The 14416-nt window shown below is 56.8% G+C and carries 13 protein-coding genes and 1 pseudogene; 4 read left to right on the top strand and 10 right to left on the bottom strand.

Features of this window, described 5'->3' with window-relative positions:
• Positions 1 to 124: 124 nt before the first annotated feature.
• The 8 genes from CAL28_RS30180 to CAL28_RS02970 form a co-directional block, all read right to left on the bottom strand.
• Positions 125 to 517: a uracil-DNA glycosylase gene (locus tag CAL28_RS30180; protein WP_369597661.1), complete on the bottom strand. Its 393-nt coding sequence runs from the start codon at positions 515 to 517 to the stop codon at positions 125 to 127.
• 310 nt (positions 518 to 827) lie between these two features.
• Positions 828 to 1229, bottom strand: a complete 402-nt coding sequence (locus CAL28_RS03005) for a GFA family protein (RefSeq protein ID WP_094839910.1) — start codon at positions 1227 to 1229, stop codon at positions 828 to 830.
• Between the two features lie 617 nt (positions 1230 to 1846).
• On the bottom strand, positions 1847 to 2890 hold the full coding sequence (locus tag CAL28_RS30175) for a TniQ family protein (protein ID WP_094839908.1): 1044 nt from the start codon (positions 2888 to 2890) through the stop codon (positions 1847 to 1849).
• Positions 2887 to 3780: a TniQ family protein gene (locus CAL28_RS30170; RefSeq protein ID WP_094839907.1), complete on the bottom strand. Its 894-nt coding sequence runs from the start codon at positions 3778 to 3780 to the stop codon at positions 2887 to 2889. Before CAL28_RS30170 ends, CAL28_RS30175 begins: the two co-directional genes overlap by 4 nt.
• 19 nt (positions 3781 to 3799) lie before the next feature.
• Positions 3800 to 4669, bottom strand: a complete 870-nt coding sequence (locus CAL28_RS02985) for a TniB family NTP-binding protein (RefSeq protein ID WP_094839906.1) — start codon at positions 4667 to 4669, stop codon at positions 3800 to 3802.
• Positions 4666 to 6507, bottom strand: a complete 1842-nt coding sequence (locus tag CAL28_RS02980) for a Mu transposase C-terminal domain-containing protein (protein ID WP_176463855.1) — start codon at positions 6505 to 6507, stop codon at positions 4666 to 4668. Before CAL28_RS02980 ends, CAL28_RS02985 begins: the two co-directional genes overlap by 4 nt.
• Before the next feature lie 109 nt (positions 6508 to 6616).
• Positions 6617 to 7150 carry a Tn7 transposase TnsA N-terminal domain-containing protein gene (locus CAL28_RS30165; RefSeq protein ID WP_369597660.1) on the bottom strand — a complete coding sequence of 178 codons (534 nt, stop codon included), beginning with the start codon at positions 7148 to 7150 and terminating at the stop codon, positions 6617 to 6619.
• Between the two features lie 300 nt (positions 7151 to 7450).
• Positions 7451 to 7876 carry a helix-turn-helix domain-containing protein gene (locus CAL28_RS02970; RefSeq protein WP_254926022.1) on the bottom strand — a complete coding sequence of 142 codons (426 nt, stop codon included), beginning with the start codon at positions 7874 to 7876 and terminating at the stop codon, positions 7451 to 7453.
• Positions 7877 to 8697: 821 nt separating this feature from the next.
• Here CAL28_RS02970 and CAL28_RS02965 point away from each other — a divergent pair.
• The 3 genes and pseudogenes from CAL28_RS02965 to CAL28_RS02955 all read left to right on the top strand — a co-directional run bounded on the left by CAL28_RS02965 (position 8698) and on the right by CAL28_RS02955 (position 11477).
• Positions 8698 to 9609, top strand: a complete 912-nt coding sequence (locus CAL28_RS02965; RefSeq protein WP_176463853.1) for a DUF5677 domain-containing protein — start codon at positions 8698 to 8700, stop codon at positions 9607 to 9609.
• On the top strand, positions 9575 to 10735 hold the full coding sequence (locus CAL28_RS02960) for a DUF6602 domain-containing protein (protein WP_141218128.1): 1161 nt from the start codon (positions 9575 to 9577) through the stop codon (positions 10733 to 10735). The genes CAL28_RS02965 and CAL28_RS02960 overlap by 35 nt, the downstream gene beginning before the upstream one ends.
• A 119-nt stretch (positions 10736 to 10854) precedes the next feature.
• Positions 10855 to 11477, top strand: a pseudogene (locus CAL28_RS02955) (tyrosine-type recombinase/integrase).
• 293 nt (positions 11478 to 11770) lie between these two features.
• On the opposite strand, the gene CAL28_RS02950 reads toward CAL28_RS02955, so the two are convergent.
• Both CAL28_RS02950 and CAL28_RS02945 read right to left on the bottom strand, forming a co-directional pair.
• Positions 11771 to 12271: a hypothetical protein gene (locus CAL28_RS02950; RefSeq protein ID WP_094839901.1), complete on the bottom strand. Its 501-nt coding sequence runs from the start codon at positions 12269 to 12271 to the stop codon at positions 11771 to 11773.
• A gap of 14 nt (positions 12272 to 12285) precedes the next feature.
• Positions 12286 to 13110 carry a hypothetical protein gene (locus CAL28_RS02945; RefSeq protein ID WP_141218127.1) on the bottom strand — a complete coding sequence of 275 codons (825 nt, stop codon included), beginning with the start codon at positions 13108 to 13110 and terminating at the stop codon, positions 12286 to 12288.
• 79 nt (positions 13111 to 13189) lie between these two features.
• Here CAL28_RS02945 and CAL28_RS02940 point away from each other — a divergent pair, with 79 nt between their 5' ends.
• Complete coding sequence (locus tag CAL28_RS02940) at positions 13190 to 14098, top strand: SEC-C metal-binding domain-containing protein (protein ID WP_176463852.1); 909 nt, start codon at positions 13190 to 13192, stop codon at positions 14096 to 14098.
• The last annotated feature ends 318 nt before the right edge of the window (positions 14099 to 14416 follow it).

Below are 14416 nucleotides of genomic sequence, written 5' to 3'. Positions count from 1 at the left end.
GCATTTTTGGATTGTGCAATCAGAGCTCGCATGTTGAGCGGCGGCTCTTGGCCGAAAGGGGTCTATCGGTGACCTCGACGGCGATCCATTGCGCCAATTTGAAGCAAGGCTGCATTTATTGAACTCACACGACCGCACGCAGTCCCTCTTCAAACTTTGCGGCCCCCCCATTGGCAGGGTGACGGACGTACGGCGCTGCAGTAATGCCGCTATCCGCCAGTAGTCTTTCTGCCTTCTTGCCAATAGGAATAATGGTTGCCTGGGGAAATGCCTTACGCAATAGACGAAGTGCAGGAGCACCCAACGCGACCTCATGCGCTGTTGGTGGGCGGTTTGACCACGGTACCCCCGGAAGATGTGGATGAAGTTGCACTGCATTCCAGAGGATCGTCTCATCTTGAAGGCCCAACTCCATTAAAACGCGCCACACAGTCGTCGCGGAAGGTTCAGAAAATGCACGGTGTCTGTCCGTCAGTCGCTCCTCCGGCGCCTGGATCCGAGGGACCTTGCCTTCCATGAGGAGACGTTCACTCGTGAATGCTACCCCGCTATATCGGCACCCCTGATATCCAGGTGCCTCACCGACCAGGATCATCCTCGCCTTGCAGTCCAGGTGTTGCCTCAACCGGTCAATGCGTTGCTTGTTCGCGTCATGCAGGGCATCGTGCACGCAGCGATCTTTCCAAGGGTTAAAGAGGCCAGGGCTGCCTTGCGGTAGCGTCTTTAGGAGAGAAGCGATCAGGTCCGGCATGGTTAATAATTCTAAAGCGAATAGCCCCTGTTGGCCGGGAGCCGCGCGACGTCAACTCCCGACCCGATGCGGCCACTTACTCGAATTCGTCGTATTGCGGCAGATCGTCAGTTATGGAATACCACGGAGCTTTGGACCCTACAAAGATATGGGCACTGGGACGAATGCTGGGCGTGTCGGCTAGCGTTCCCAACGTTACGTGAACGTATTCGCCGCTCCGGACTACTGAAAAAAGAAGGCTTCCACATTTCCTGCAGTGCAGGTCGTGTGAGGCATGCTCATCGCCGAAAATTGATACGTCCTCGTCGCCCCGTGTTATACGCAATTTGTTGCGCTCTATTCCCGCGAAGGGTTTGAATGCCGAGCCAGTAGAGCGGCGGCAATTCGAGCAGTGGCAGTTCAACGCATAGACGAATTCGTCTTTTACCGAGTATTGGACAGCGCCACACAGGCATCCGCCAGCAAGTAACGGGTTCATGTCAATTTCCTGGACGGAAAGCACATTCGGGAGTTACGCAGCCGCGATGAGGTCGCATTGTCATTCGAGGTCGAAAGGCCGCTTCTGGCCGATCGCGGCCGTCGCAACGCCCCTTCGTGCGGGCCCCGCGGAGGCGCTTGCAATCGATCATGGCGAGAGGTGAGACTAACAAACCGCTTCTACGACTCACCGTCGCCCAACCGATCGCGCCCCGCCTTTCCAGTATGCAGCCCATGCACGCCGATAAGGCGGCACGACTCCTCCAGCATCATTTTGGGGAGACAGACGCCTCACTGCACGACTCTGCCGCGTCAGCGGCGGCCAAAAGGCGATTAGCGACTAACCGAGCCTGCACAGGTGTCAGCTCAAGCTCCGTATTGCTCTGAATGTGATGCTCCTGCCAATCCGACGCGTCCACGGACATAGCCGAAATGTCCACCTGCACGCCCACCTGCCACGTTTCAACGTTCACGAGCCCTTGGTGAATGTTGTCCAGCACTTCTATGAAGCCCTTCCGATACTCCACAGCGTCGCATCGGATTCGCGTGTTCTCCACCGCCTTAGACTCCGAAGATTCTCGATCATTCATTTGACTACCTCGCTTCCCACAAGTTTCTTCAAGACGTTCTCCCGCCAGATCGAGCCACGGTGATCATCGTAGCTGCCAATGTAGAAAGACTGAAAGTGCGAAGTGGGTCAGCTTCGCCCTCGCTCAGCCCTCGGCCAACCGCCACGCCTGCAAAGGCCAACTCGCTTGGACTAATAAAGCGCGCATACAGTGCCAACTCTGCTAACGTCGCGGCGCTCCCCATCCACACAGGTCCGTCGCGTGCACTTATTGACTGGCGTCTCCTCGGATAGATGCCCTCCGCTCCAGTTCTAACCGCGTGTCTCATTGCCGACAGCAAGTCGTCAACCAACCTGGGATCAAGACGAACCTGCGACTCGGTCCCGTATGAGACCCCCGCCATCAGCATCCCGGGCAAAAAGCATAACGGCACTTGGCGGCCGATTCCAGCAACGTGCAAGCCTCCGTGAAGCAGCGACGAGGTTACAGCCATCTGTAGGCTTACCAAATCCCCGACAAGTGGTGACGCCCACGAAGGTTGTTTAGCGGCTTGAATGAGGCTCGAGCCGCATTTCATGCAAACCGTGCAGAGGGGTTGCCATGTCGATCTTTGAACACGCTGTAAATAAGCGTGCATAGTCACCTGAGCAGAACAATGCGGACACTCATCAAGTATGCGCCGACCATGCGCGGGGCATACCACCCAGTATTTGAAGCGCCACACAGCCCGCCAATATGGACACTCATCAACGGCTAAGCATTGCGGGCAATAGCCGACAGCTCCTTTGCCGTCCTCGGTATTCCGAAGCCATGCTGATGCCCACCTGTCGCGGCGAAAGAGCTGAAAGAACTGAGAGATATTTGACAACCGCTGCCGGGGCAGCGTCACGCCCTTAGCAAGGCGTTCAACGGTCCGCGAACGGAAGGCAACGTCGAGATCCCTTTCGCGCCGAATATTCATCCTGCCCAGAAGCTCGCGCACGCTGACGCCGTGCGAACCAGCGATGCGCATGATCCAAGAAGTGGGCGCCTCATCGATGTTAGGGTCGAGGACGTGATAGAGAAGGCCTGGTTCAGACACTCGTCGCCTCATCTAAGTGGAAAAAGAAGTTGGCAATGGTTGGATGTAGGGCCTGCTAGATTTTCGTCTGGACCTACCGCCATCGCCTGCGTTAGGTAGGACTGCTCTGCGCTCTCGGCGTCACGCAACAGCCCTTGAATGTCCCAAATCTCGTCAGTCTTCAATTTCGTTCCGCGCAAACAGGACATCCATCGCACCATCCCTATTTGCACGACAGCGCGTGCGGATTCGGTAGAAAGAGCGCGTGTGACCTTACCTGGCACGGGTCGTCGACCCGGCATCAGATCGCAGATGCCTATGGAACGGATTAGCCGCATGCTTGTATCCAGCGACAGGGCGTCGAACATTGAGAGTGAAGGCCTACCGGATAGCTTTTCTCGCAGGCAGAGGTTGAACGCCAATTCTGCGCCGCCTACGAGATCACTCGGGCAATCCGCGAGATCTGCCCCGCACCAGCAAAGGCGCAAGCCCGGGCGACGCCATGAAAGTGCCCTTGAACAATTTGGGCATCGCTCAATAAGGCAACATCGATGGTCCGTGCATGCCGTAGCCAATGCCAGGTCCCAATAGGCCCTCGCGTAGCCAATGTCTCTTAAGCACAGCGCACAAACCTGCGGCCGGGTGTAGCGCACAAGGTAGGGACGCTTCAGGGCACACCCCATGAAGGCAAGCGCTGTGGCGCCCTGCCTACGAATTCGTTGCGGGATCGCCCGGTGAACATCTTGGGGGCGCGCACCGAACAGGTAGCCTACGTACTTCGCCGCCTCGGCGGGGATATAACGATGCCCCGCTGAAGCGACCAGGTCCGCGAGTGCGCCAAACGGCAACCCATTGCGCTCAGCCATTCTTAACGCGTATCCGTTGCCGGACTCGTCGTCGCGGATGCCGTCCGCCTCTGGCATTGGGCGCCCGTATGTCGGATCAAGAAATAACAAAAGGATTATCCCGATCCGCGGTTGGCCCGATTTGCATTCGATATGCCTCCCGAAGCACTTCAATCGACACCGCGCCAGCCCCACTGGTGAGCGCAATCGCAACGGCGTAGATCAGCAGTCCTTTGGCAAGTCGAGGGGAACCTTTGGTCGCACGGAACATTGCCACGGCATGCTGGGAATGGACCTCGGTCAAGTCGACCTCAACGCAGGATTGCGCCAAGGCCCGAAGGAAGCCCTTCCACTGCTCATCAAGTTGGAAAGAGGTCAGCCGCACTACCGTCGGGATGCGGCTGGTTAGCTGCGGGTCCACGTCCGTGAGCCGGTCGATCGCTTCGGTTCCCACTAGGGTGACCGGCACCTTGGTAAGGTTCATCAATCGCTTAAGCCAATCGATAACGGTCGTCGCCACCTTCGGACCTCCCGTCAAGAACACATGCTGAAATTCATCCAGTGCGACCAGTTTGACCCGGTGATGCTCAATGGCGCGGACGAGGACGATGTTCACATCATTATTAGTCCCTAGACGCGAGACGCCGGTAAGCGGATAGTTGAAGTTGGCCAGAAGCTCACCCTGAATCTGCGATACCGAGGGGTTCTCTTTCAAACTGGCAGTAATCATTGCGATCGTGCCGTCTTCGCCATAGTGCTGGCGTAGACGCAGTGCGACATATTTCAGCAGTGATGACTTGCCGGCGCCGCTTGGGGCGGAGACCCTCACACCTGAGAAAATCCCAGTTTCGGTTCCAATCTGGACCGCACTGGTGAGATAGTCTGCCACCGACTCGAAGTTGGTATGCGGGACAATTATCGATTCGAGCGCCCGGCCCGCTTGCAAAGCCGATTCGGTGAACCTCATTTACGTACCTCCCAGAATTCTTGATCGCTTAGATGTACTGGCTGGAAGGTCGGAATTTCTTTAGTTGGAGCTTGTAGATCCTCCTGGGTAACCACCTGCTCTGCCAGCATCGGCACAGCGGGCTCGTCTTTTCCTGCTAGAGAAACGGAAGTTAGCCCCTGGAAGATCGCCTGGCTTTTCCTGCGCTTGATGAGGCCCTTCCCCCGATTGAGCGCGCCATCGAACATATCCTGCAATTGCCCCTGCGCGCGCATCAGCTCGTCATAAGCGCCATCACCCCTGAGCTTCGCCTTGGTCTGGCCGCGAATCATCTGGTGCTGCCGCCTCGTGAGGCCTGTAGCGTAGTCCTGATACATGCAGGGCACATCTATCCATGACCGGTCCGTCGGATCCTGCACCCATATTCTTCCGAGATCATTGGGGTCGTACTTGATGGTCGTTCTAAAGCTCGGTGATCGTTGCTTCCGGGCAAGTTCCGCCAGTTCAGCGCTCCTGTACGGTAGGTACATCAGCTCGACACCAGAGTGCCGCACCGCCACCTCTTTGGACAACCCAGTAATAATTTCTAAGCTCGAAATTCCTGTGACGACAGCTGGCGCAGGCATATCTCTCATGCCAGTCTGTAGACGGTCAAACGGACGCTCCAGTGTTCTCTCGCTGATGGACATTGGGTAGACGTCGACCACCCACTTTGTTAAACAGCGGCAAAGGTCGGAGAACATCACGCATGCGTCCTTCACCGGATCTCTTGGATTGACGATCCCACGCATTTTTTCCGGCCTGCCACGCATCGGTAGGACGCGAGTCATTTCGCCAATGACGCGCTCTACGGTCGGTTTGAACCAAGGCTTGCGGACAGGGCAGTACTCCAGTTCACATCCTAGAGCCAATGCGATCTTCCGTAGCTGGGGAGACTGGAACGCCAAGCCATTGTCGACAACGAGGCATTCCCAGAGCCCCGGGGTCAGCCATTCTTGCTCCGTAGGGATCTGCTGCGTCAGGTCGTCCTTCGGCCGCAACGCCAAACGTATAGACCTGGACAGTCGCCCAAGCGTTTCTCCCTCAAAGCTCAAGTAGATGGAGAGGATGTACCTCGTGAAGGAGTCAATTAGGACAGTTACGACGGGGCGGCCGATAGGCAACCCACGGATGTCATCAATCACGTACAGATCCAGCTCCGTATGGTCCATTTCCACACGCTCTAACGGGCGCTTCGCGTAGATTCCGCCAATTGCATGTCGCCATTTAGCGTTTGCCGCAGAGGGACCAATACGGGCACGATCTCTCTCATACCCAGATACCGAACCGGCCAGCCGATAGAAGGAACTCAGGCTTAACTGTGAGCTGGCACCGTCCGCACCTTTCCTGTCAGGGCCGGACTGCTGTTCACGTGTGTATCGAGTGAACACCGCTTTGACGCTTTCGCCCTGACGGACGAAATAAAAGCGCTGAAGTAACTTCCAAGCTAGAGCTATGGCGTGTGCCGGCGCTCGGGGCCTTGCCTTGCGCACGACAGTCTGCGGAACCAGGGATACAGGATTGCCCCCGGACTTCTCGTAGCGCGTGAGCCAACGGATGACAGTTGACGATGAAGGGGGACAGTCATCTCCGAGCTGGGCGGCTATCTCGGGCAGACACTGTCCGATCCGCGTGCGATGCGCGCGAGATACGCCACGACGGCGCATTGCCAACACGTACTCGTGTCTTCGCTCCCATTCCTTCTGTCGTTTCTCATCCAATCGGTCTATAACCGCAGCTGCCCCCAACGAAGCGTCCGTGTCGGTGATCCAATCTGAATCCTGAAGTTGGCACCCGATGACTGCGATCTTGCCGTCCATTACTTGCGTCACGAGGTCCGCTCGGCTCATGGTGCGGTATGCCCCAGTGTCGATATCCTCGAACTGCACAGTCCTCGAGTCCAAATCCCGGTGGAAGGCGAACCGCCTCTCACCAATCTGCACAACGAAGCCACGCGCTAGACGATAGACGCCCATATTCGCTCTCCCGGTAAGTCTGATGGTCGAAGACGTTGTCCTCATGCAGGCTCGGCAAGAGGAAGAGTGCTCGGCGACCAATAAGACCTCTTATGTCGTGGACCTCCACACCTAGGCTCCCGCTTAGCCGTTGGGCCGATATAGGAAAGCGCAGTCGGTCTAGCGACTCGCGGCTAGACCGCACGAGCGCCTCACTTTCCGATGACCGCGCGTACCTGAGCATGACGGCCGCGCGATCATGGCGGTCATCAAGGTGGATCTCTTCGTCCGTAGCGAGGTGAAAGTCGAAACCATGGCGTTCGAGCACATGCTTCGCAGCCAACAGTTTCTGGCGATGCTTCGATACGAAGGCCATCGGCTTCACCTCGACGACGACTCGCTGGGCTTGATCACATTCGAGAAGGAAGTCAGGGGTGTAGAAGGCTCCGTTCCCCAGTTCCAGCTTGAAAGGTTGCGACTCTATCGAGCGCACGGTCGGGCACAGCATTGCGATCCGTACGAAACTCAACTCAAGCAGGCTTTCGTACTGGATTTGAGCGCCTTGGAACCACGGGCAGCTAACGTAACCCACGCGCCGATGGGGTGACCTTGTGACTACCTTCCGGCCTGGTGTGAAGATCATTTCGGCCTCCGACAGAAAACACGAGTCCGTAGCTAGGCATTGCTAGCCTCGAAAAGGGCTTGACGGGGGTCGCGCAGGAGAGGGAAACTTGATGTACCGCTACACGGAGGTTTCCGCCTCTGTGGCGACGCCGGTCAGCCTTCGGGTTGATCGGCGTTGTTTTTTCTACATGGTGGTCTCCTGTTCCGCCGGACGCGACGGCTCCGGAAATTGACGGCCGTGATCAATTTTCTTTTCCTCGCCACGGCTGATCACATACGCGCGAAGGAACGCCCGCAAAGCGAGATAACCTGTTTCGTCGAACACGTCCTCGTAGCGAATGAGCTCTTCCGCCACTTCCATAGCCGGTGCGCGGACATCAATGCTCGAAATGGCACGGAGCAGGCGTTCGTTCGCAGCGGCGCGGCCGAGTTGCGCGGCCTCATGCGCCTCCAGCCCCAAGGCTTTGGCGAGCTTGTCGATAAGCACGCGGCGCGGGGGATCCCGCCGGCCTCTCTCTAGTTGCGTTATGTATGAGGGGTCCAAGCCGACTAGCGCTGCAAGCTGCTTCGAACGCAGCCCTCTTGCTGCGCGAAGCCTTTCAAGCCGCATTCCGAATGTCTGAAGCATGCTCGTCCCCATGCTGCGGCAGTGCCCAGTTGACCGAGATTGCCGCGGATTGCTCACGACTATATCCCTCTAGCAACGAGCAGGGAAAAAAATTTCTTCTACTAGTTTTTCCCTTTCCATTGCCGCTTCGTCGAAACTTGAATTTCGATGATCACTTTTGGAGTTTTGATGAGTTCTCACCAATGGTGCTCTACGTCGCACCGGCAGCGATGACCTTGTGCACTCGCTATGTTTGTTCCTGCCAGCCATCACGGGGAGCTCCCCACATCCCCTAAACAGTCGGCGCCACCGCGCCCGGCTATTGCATTGGAGCGCGAGTAAATGTGCCAGCAACCTGGCGCTCTCAACACTGGTTGTAAATCTACGGACATGGACCGCCGAGATGGGACCTCAGCGGCTGCGTGAAGATTATTGGCCTATAGCCGTTTGGTCCTGGCGACGACACACAGTGGCCGTCGATGTTGGAGTCGGCGAATGGATTCAACACAAAAACCTCTCGTTGAACTTACGTGTCCCGCGTCCGCGATTTAGAAGCGTTTTGATGCGCTCATGCCCGGGGGGTGTAGTTCCTCAAAGTCGCTAGACGTCCATGATCCGAATGCCCGGTTCCGGCCAAAATGGGACATTCGATCCAGTGAAGCAATGGCCGATGTGGCCTCGAAATCGGCCACCCAGGTAGCTCCCGGCGACAGCCACTTGGCTAATCACAGCAATTAGCCAAGTGGTTGCGTAGAAACAGTGGGACCGACTCTGGACCACGCCCCGCGCACTACAATATCCCGGCCAACCCACGGAGAACTCGCATGACCGACATAGCATCCAAGCGCGCCGCGGCGCTGACGATCCTCGCCGGCTTCGAGGACCTCTTAAGACGGGCGAACGTATCGGACTCAGGCGAAGCGCGAATGTGTGCGTGCCTGACGCTGACGATCTTCGAACAGTTCCGTTCGGCGATGTGCCTTATCGACAACGGGCTTGGGACTCACGCGGCCGGCCCGATACGTTCGATGCTCGAAGGTGTGGCGGACCTCGTGAATCTGGCGAAGGACCGGAACTACCTGAGCCAACTGCACTACGACGACGCGCGCAGCAATGTGGCGCTCTACGACGACGCTATGGGCCTTGAAAACGTGCCGCCGCACATGTCCGAGTTTCTGCGCGAGAAGAGAGACCGGGACGAGCCTGTGCGCAAGGAACTGCGCGAGGCAGGCGTAGGCAAGATGTACCTCGAAGAGCGGCTAAAGCTTGCTAAGCTCGGCGACGCCTACGTGCAATACCGCATCCTCTGCTCGATGGTGCACACGAGCGTTACAAGCCTCATGGCCCGTCACGCGGGCCGCGGGCGATTGACTGAACTCGCGTATTGCGTGCCACCTGAAGAGCCGGTATTGGGCATGCTGCTGCTCATTGCTGCTGACCTGCTGATGCGCGCAGGTTCCGAAATGCACAACTTTAGCGACCTGACCGAAGCCGAGGTCAATGCCGTCGGAGAGGAAGTGAAAAAGGCGTGGACTGGGGCCGATCCTGACTACTTGCAGGCTTCCGCCGATGACGCGACGACGGCCAAGCCAGCAGACCCGCCGTGCCGCCCGCAGATCGATAGGGCTGACATTGGAGTTGCTTCGATTCGATGCGTAGCGGACGATGCAGCACGGATCTCCATTGAACCCTCACTGACACATGAACACGAAGAATCTATTCCAGAAGATCGGTGAGAAAATGCGCCTCGATTTCGAAGCGGCAGCAGAAATCGAGCACAACGGGTCTCGCGGAACGGTGCGCGAAAATATTCTGAAGAAGTTTTTGAGTGAAGGACGGTTGCCGCCTAAATACGGGCTTGGCGCTGGTGAGATCGTAGGTCGTGCGCGCGATACGTCCCGGCAGTGCGATCTCATCGTGTATGACAAGTTCAATGGCCTGGCGTTGATATACGACGAGAGTACTCAGGTCTACCCGATCGACTGCGTCTACGGAATTATCGAGGTCAAGTCTGCGTTGTCTAAGGCTGAGTTCATCGACGCACTGGAAAAGGTGAAGCACTTCAAGGCGATGGCCCCGACGGGCAACGTTTCACAGTCGCTGGGAAACTCTTGGGTGATGACCCGCGAGCGACCGAAGCCATTCGGGGTCGTCTTTGCGTATGCCTTGGGCAAGAATTCTCTTGATTCGCTTATCGACAACCTGAGGGAGTGGGAGTCCAATACGCCTCCGTCTCTTTGGCCGAACTATGTCTGCGTTCTGGGGCATGGCGTGATTTATCACAATGGGCAGCCGTTCGAGGATTGTCTTCATAGCGACCAAATAACATCTGCGTGCTATCCGTCGGCGATGCCGTATGGGTCAGACAGTTTGTTCAAGTTCTATTGCGCCGTTCACGACATGTGTGCGCACATGCAGTTGGGGCCGGTGGAGCTTCTTCGCTACTTCGACCCCGCGATTCAGATCGGAAAGTATGTCGTGTATGGCCGAGGCGTTGAGGTTGAGATAACGAAGGATGGCGGCGATCCGCGGCCGGCTCGCTTGAAGGAATCGACAGTCTCAAAGATAGTCGAGTGGTGCGCGGGCCGCGAGAAAATCAGCTATGGAGATATTCTTTTAAAGAGATTCGGATCGCTGCCGGTAGGTATGCATGACTCTCCCACGATGAAGCGAAAGGTTTTCTTCTACAACCCGGATAACTTGAAGGGGCTAAGCGAATTGAGGGATGCGCTGCAAAGCGATGGTGAGCCCCCCGATCTCGGCCGAACCTTGATACACACATTTGACTTCATCATCGACGAACAATCTTATGTCGTTGCAGGGCTGTCACACGAGGACTTCGAGTTCGCGGAATCCAAATAACGTCCTCAATGCATACGGGAGCCGACGTTGCGGACCGATCCAAGAACGACCAAAACGGGTCGGATAGCGCCCCTCCGTAGGCGCACACTGAATCTCCCTTTACTCGAAAGGAGATTGTCATGGAATCCGAGAATGCCGAAGTTGACCGTCGTGTGCCATGGAACAAGGGCAAACTAACCGGGCAGAAGCCGCCGCTAAAGCTGCGAGAAATTTTGGCAATCCGAACGAGACTCCAGATGGCATCGAACATCCGCGAACTCGCGATGTTCAATCTCGCAATCGATAGCAAGCTTCGAGCTTGCGATCTCACGCGATTGCAGGTGCAGGACTTCCGTCACGGAAGCCATGTGGCCGTGAGAGCCACCGTCATGCAACAAAAGACACAGCGTCCAGTTCAATTCGAGATCACGGAGCAAACCCGTGATAGCCTTGAAGCATGGATTGAAGTGCGAGCCCTAAAGGCGGCGGACGTTCTATTTCTCAGCCGATTGCATGCGTCGCCGCATCTGTCGACTCGGCAGTACGCCCGGATTGTGGATCGCTGGATCGCATCGATTGGTCTCGACGATACCGCATATGGCACCCACACTATGCGCCGTACAAAAGCCTCGCTGATCTACCGTCGGACGAAGAATCTTGGAGCGTACAGCTGCTCGGGCATACGAAGCTGGAAAGCGCAGTCCGCTATCTCGGCATCGAGGTCGACGATGCTCTTGAGATCGCCGAGCAAACTGAGGTTTGATGCATCCTGGCCGGCGAGCGGTCGCCTGCCGGCCAGTTTGGGACATTCGTTTTTAACGAGACGCGAAGCCAAGGCGTCGCTTCAATGCCAGACTGCGGCCGTTCGGTTGGGGGCCCGACTAACGAGATGTCTTCCCCGTGCTCATCGTCAGTACGAGTCCGGCTAGGACGAGCAGTGCGTCGCCTACGAATAATGCCCCGAGCGTATCGTCAACCAACCGATGAAGCTGTATTCAATTCCTTCGACCGTTCCCCTTATACGGGAAAGCAAAGGGCTAGATAACAAAACAAGCATTAGCCAACGTCTGACCGGATCACATGCGCCTCGCCGTTTTGCAGATTGACGGCGAAACACACGATCCGGTCCCGCCATTCCGCCGGAATGAGATCGGCCCGTGTGCAATCGGACGCGATGTTGATAAAGATCGCAAGGGGATAGTCCAGAATCTCGATCATGCTGATCAGGCTCGCGAAGTCGTCGATCGCGTCTTTTTGAGACGCCGCCCGCTTGATCTCGATGACGGCGTGATTCCCGTCCCTGCGTGAGCCATGGTGGTGCTCGTCGTACGGCTCGTGAACGATGATGTCTGGCCGGATTCTTAGACCATGCACTTTTAGCTTTTTCTGGTGTTCCTGTTCGATGATGGCTTCGTCCGGCAGGAAATCTGCCGGGATGGCCTGTTTCAGCTGGACCAGCAACTCACCCTGAAATCCGTGCTCGTTCTGGTAGAACCGCGGCGTAGTGATGGTGCGAAGCGCTGCGGTCAGGTGATCAAGAAGGGTCTCTCGGTCCATAGCTTCTCCTTCTGTCACTGAGCCTTACGTTCGCGCCATTTACGTTCTTCCTCTTCCAGGTCGATCCCATCCACATCGAGGAAGAATTGTCGCTGGCTGTATCGCTTGATCCGAATGAGGCTAGGATCGTGTCGGCACGGCATGGTGAGATCGAGCTTCTCCCCGCCGAAAGCTTCAACGGCGCCGGAGAGCAATTCTCCGAGAAGCGTCCAGGCCTCAAACGCGACATCGAGCAAATCTCTGTCCGGAAACTCCGGGATCATCCAGGTGCGCCAGATCGCCGGGGCGGAATCGCAATCCGGCCCAAAACCGCGCATCAAGGCATTTGTCTTGCAGAGTGCCTTGTACCGCTCATATGCTTCATCGGACGATTCCCACGGATGCACGGCGAAGGGAAAAGTGAATTTGATTTTCGCGCCCTCGGTCGTGCCGATCTGGCCGCGGCTGTGCGGGTTCAGCGATCCGTGGTGAACGATAAAATCGCGCTGTTTCCCAAGCTTCTGGAACAGACCGTTCCCGGAAACCGCCTCTTGGAGCGGCTTGATTTTTGCCCTCACTTCAGGATGGCGCTGCAAATCGTTGTGCAGTTTCAGGGGTACTTCCTTAACGGCACGAATGAACGAATTCAGGGAATAGCGGAATCCGTCCGGCTGATGGTAATGGCCTTCCATTTGGTGCAGATGCCAGTGGCATTCCTGCCACCGGTCAAGGGAAAGCCCCAGATTGTCATGTGCGCAAGATTCCACGAGATTCCATCCTTTCGTTGTTACCCCGCGCCTATCATTGACCGGCTCCAGCCGACAGTACAAGCGCAACATCCGGCCGTCGGATTGTGTCATGTTATTTTCCGCCAGAGACTTGCCCGATTCAAGTCTTCGCGCTAGATCGATCTTTCCGATAGAACCTCTGCACGCCACTATGACCTTTGCTCTCGTAGCCGCCAACGCGGATCAAATCATTCAAGTCAGCGATCGGCGCCTTACAGGCTGGACCGGCGACATCGTGACAGAAGCGTCGGGCAAGGCAGGACATCTTCTTTGTGACGATGCCTCTGCACTTTACTGCTACACCGGCCTAGCATTCATCAATGGATTCAAGATGTCGACCTGGCTAATGGAGGCCCTGCAGGCCGCATCGAGGAAAGACGCGCGATTCCGCGAGGCCATCGAACACTTTGCTGAGATTGCGACGGAGAAATTCAGGTCAGATCCGGATGTGCTCTCGATAGATGTTCGCAACCGAAAGCTGACGGTGATGATCACCGGATACACTGTGGACGGTTTCATCACCAACGCTTTGATCTCGAACTTCCAAGACTTCATCAACTTCATCAACCATCCCGTCCCACAAGAAAAATTTACGGTCCATTGCGAACGCAGCAGAGACCCAGCACCCAGTAATCCGACGATGATTCAGGCAATCGGTGCATTCAGCGCAATGACGGGGGCCGACGAACGGGAACTGCGCGCGCTGCTTGAAAGACGGGCTTCTCATACCGCGATCTGCGCAAAGGCCGCCGCAATCGTCGCAGATATATCGAGCTGGCACCGTTCCGGCGGCACGGTGGGTAAACGCCTTAACACAGGGATGCTTGATTTCCAGTCGCCGCTGGCCGCAGTCGCCGGCTATGAGAGCGACATCGTCGAAAACGAGTTGCCGATGCTGGACATAGTGGACGGGCGATCGAACAGCCCCGGCGTCATGATCGGCCAACTCCAAGTCACCGCAGCTGCGCCGGTCGTTTTCCCCAAGGTGCACCGGAATGCGCTCTGTCCGTGCGGGAGTGGGAGGAAATACAGGAACTGCCACAGGGTCCCGGGGCAGTAAGGTCCGTCCGATACTGATCCGAAACCGGCCGTCGGCCGCTTTCTTGTGGGATGGCGGCAACGGGTCGATAGCGGTCGTCCGCGTTTCCATGACGGGGAGTGATGGCGCCTTGAGATCATCCGTCACGTGGCACGGATCTCCTGCCGAACGCCGGTCGAATGGTTCTTGCCCTCAAACTTCGCCAAGCATGTCCGGCACCTAAAATTGGGGACACCTAGAATTCCAACTTGAATGACATAAATTCCAAGTTGAGTGACATTCGACACCTCGCCGTGAACCCCAACCCGACAGAGTTGTAACAGCCGCGCCGCCCCCTCT

The organism is Bordetella genomosp. 11 (assembly GCF_002261215.1).
In the GTDB taxonomy this organism is placed as follows: domain Bacteria; phylum Pseudomonadota; class Gammaproteobacteria; order Burkholderiales; family Burkholderiaceae_B; genus Bordetella_C.
Note: the sequence above shows the minus strand (reverse complement) of the source record. Positions and strands in the feature narration are given on the sequence as shown.

Bases quoted from the DNA above. Each gene is read 5' to 3' on its own strand.
- CAL28_RS30180 (WP_369597661.1), bottom strand. From the start codon at position 517: ATGGAAGGCAAGGTCCCTCGGATCCAGGCGCCGGAGGAGCGACTGACG.
- CAL28_RS03005 (WP_094839910.1), bottom strand. From the start codon at position 1,229: ATGAACCCGTTACTTGCTGGCGGATGCCTGTGTGGCGCTGTCCAATAC.
- CAL28_RS30175 (WP_094839908.1), bottom strand. From the start codon at position 2,890: ATGAGGCGACGAGTGTCTGAACCAGGCCTTCTCTATCACGTCCTCGAC.
- CAL28_RS30170 (WP_094839907.1), bottom strand. From the start codon at position 3,780: ATGCCAGAGGCGGACGGCATCCGCGACGACGAGTCCGGCAACGGATAC.
- CAL28_RS02985 (WP_094839906.1), bottom strand. From the start codon at position 4,669: ATGAGGTTCACCGAATCGGCTTTGCAAGCGGGCCGGGCGCTCGAATCG.
- CAL28_RS02980 (WP_176463855.1), bottom strand. From the start codon at position 6,507: ATGGACGGCAAGATCGCAGTCATCGGGTGCCAACTTCAGGATTCAGAT.
- CAL28_RS30165 (WP_369597660.1), bottom strand. From the start codon at position 7,150: ATGCTGTGCCCGACCGTGCGCTCGATAGAGTCGCAACCTTTCAAGCTG.
- CAL28_RS02970 (WP_254926022.1), bottom strand. From the start codon at position 7,876: ATGCGGCTTGAAAGGCTTCGCGCAGCAAGAGGGCTGCGTTCGAAGCAG.
- CAL28_RS02965 (WP_176463853.1), top strand. From the start codon at position 8,698: ATGACCGACATAGCATCCAAGCGCGCCGCGGCGCTGACGATCCTCGCC.
- CAL28_RS02960 (WP_141218128.1), top strand. From the start codon at position 9,575: ATGAACACGAAGAATCTATTCCAGAAGATCGGTGAGAAAATGCGCCTC.
- CAL28_RS02950 (WP_094839901.1), bottom strand. From the start codon at position 12,271: ATGGACCGAGAGACCCTTCTTGATCACCTGACCGCAGCGCTTCGCACC.
- CAL28_RS02945 (WP_141218127.1), bottom strand. From the start codon at position 13,110: ATGACACAATCCGACGGCCGGATGTTGCGCTTGTACTGTCGGCTGGAG.
- CAL28_RS02940 (WP_176463852.1), top strand. From the start codon at position 13,190: ATGACCTTTGCTCTCGTAGCCGCCAACGCGGATCAAATCATTCAAGTC.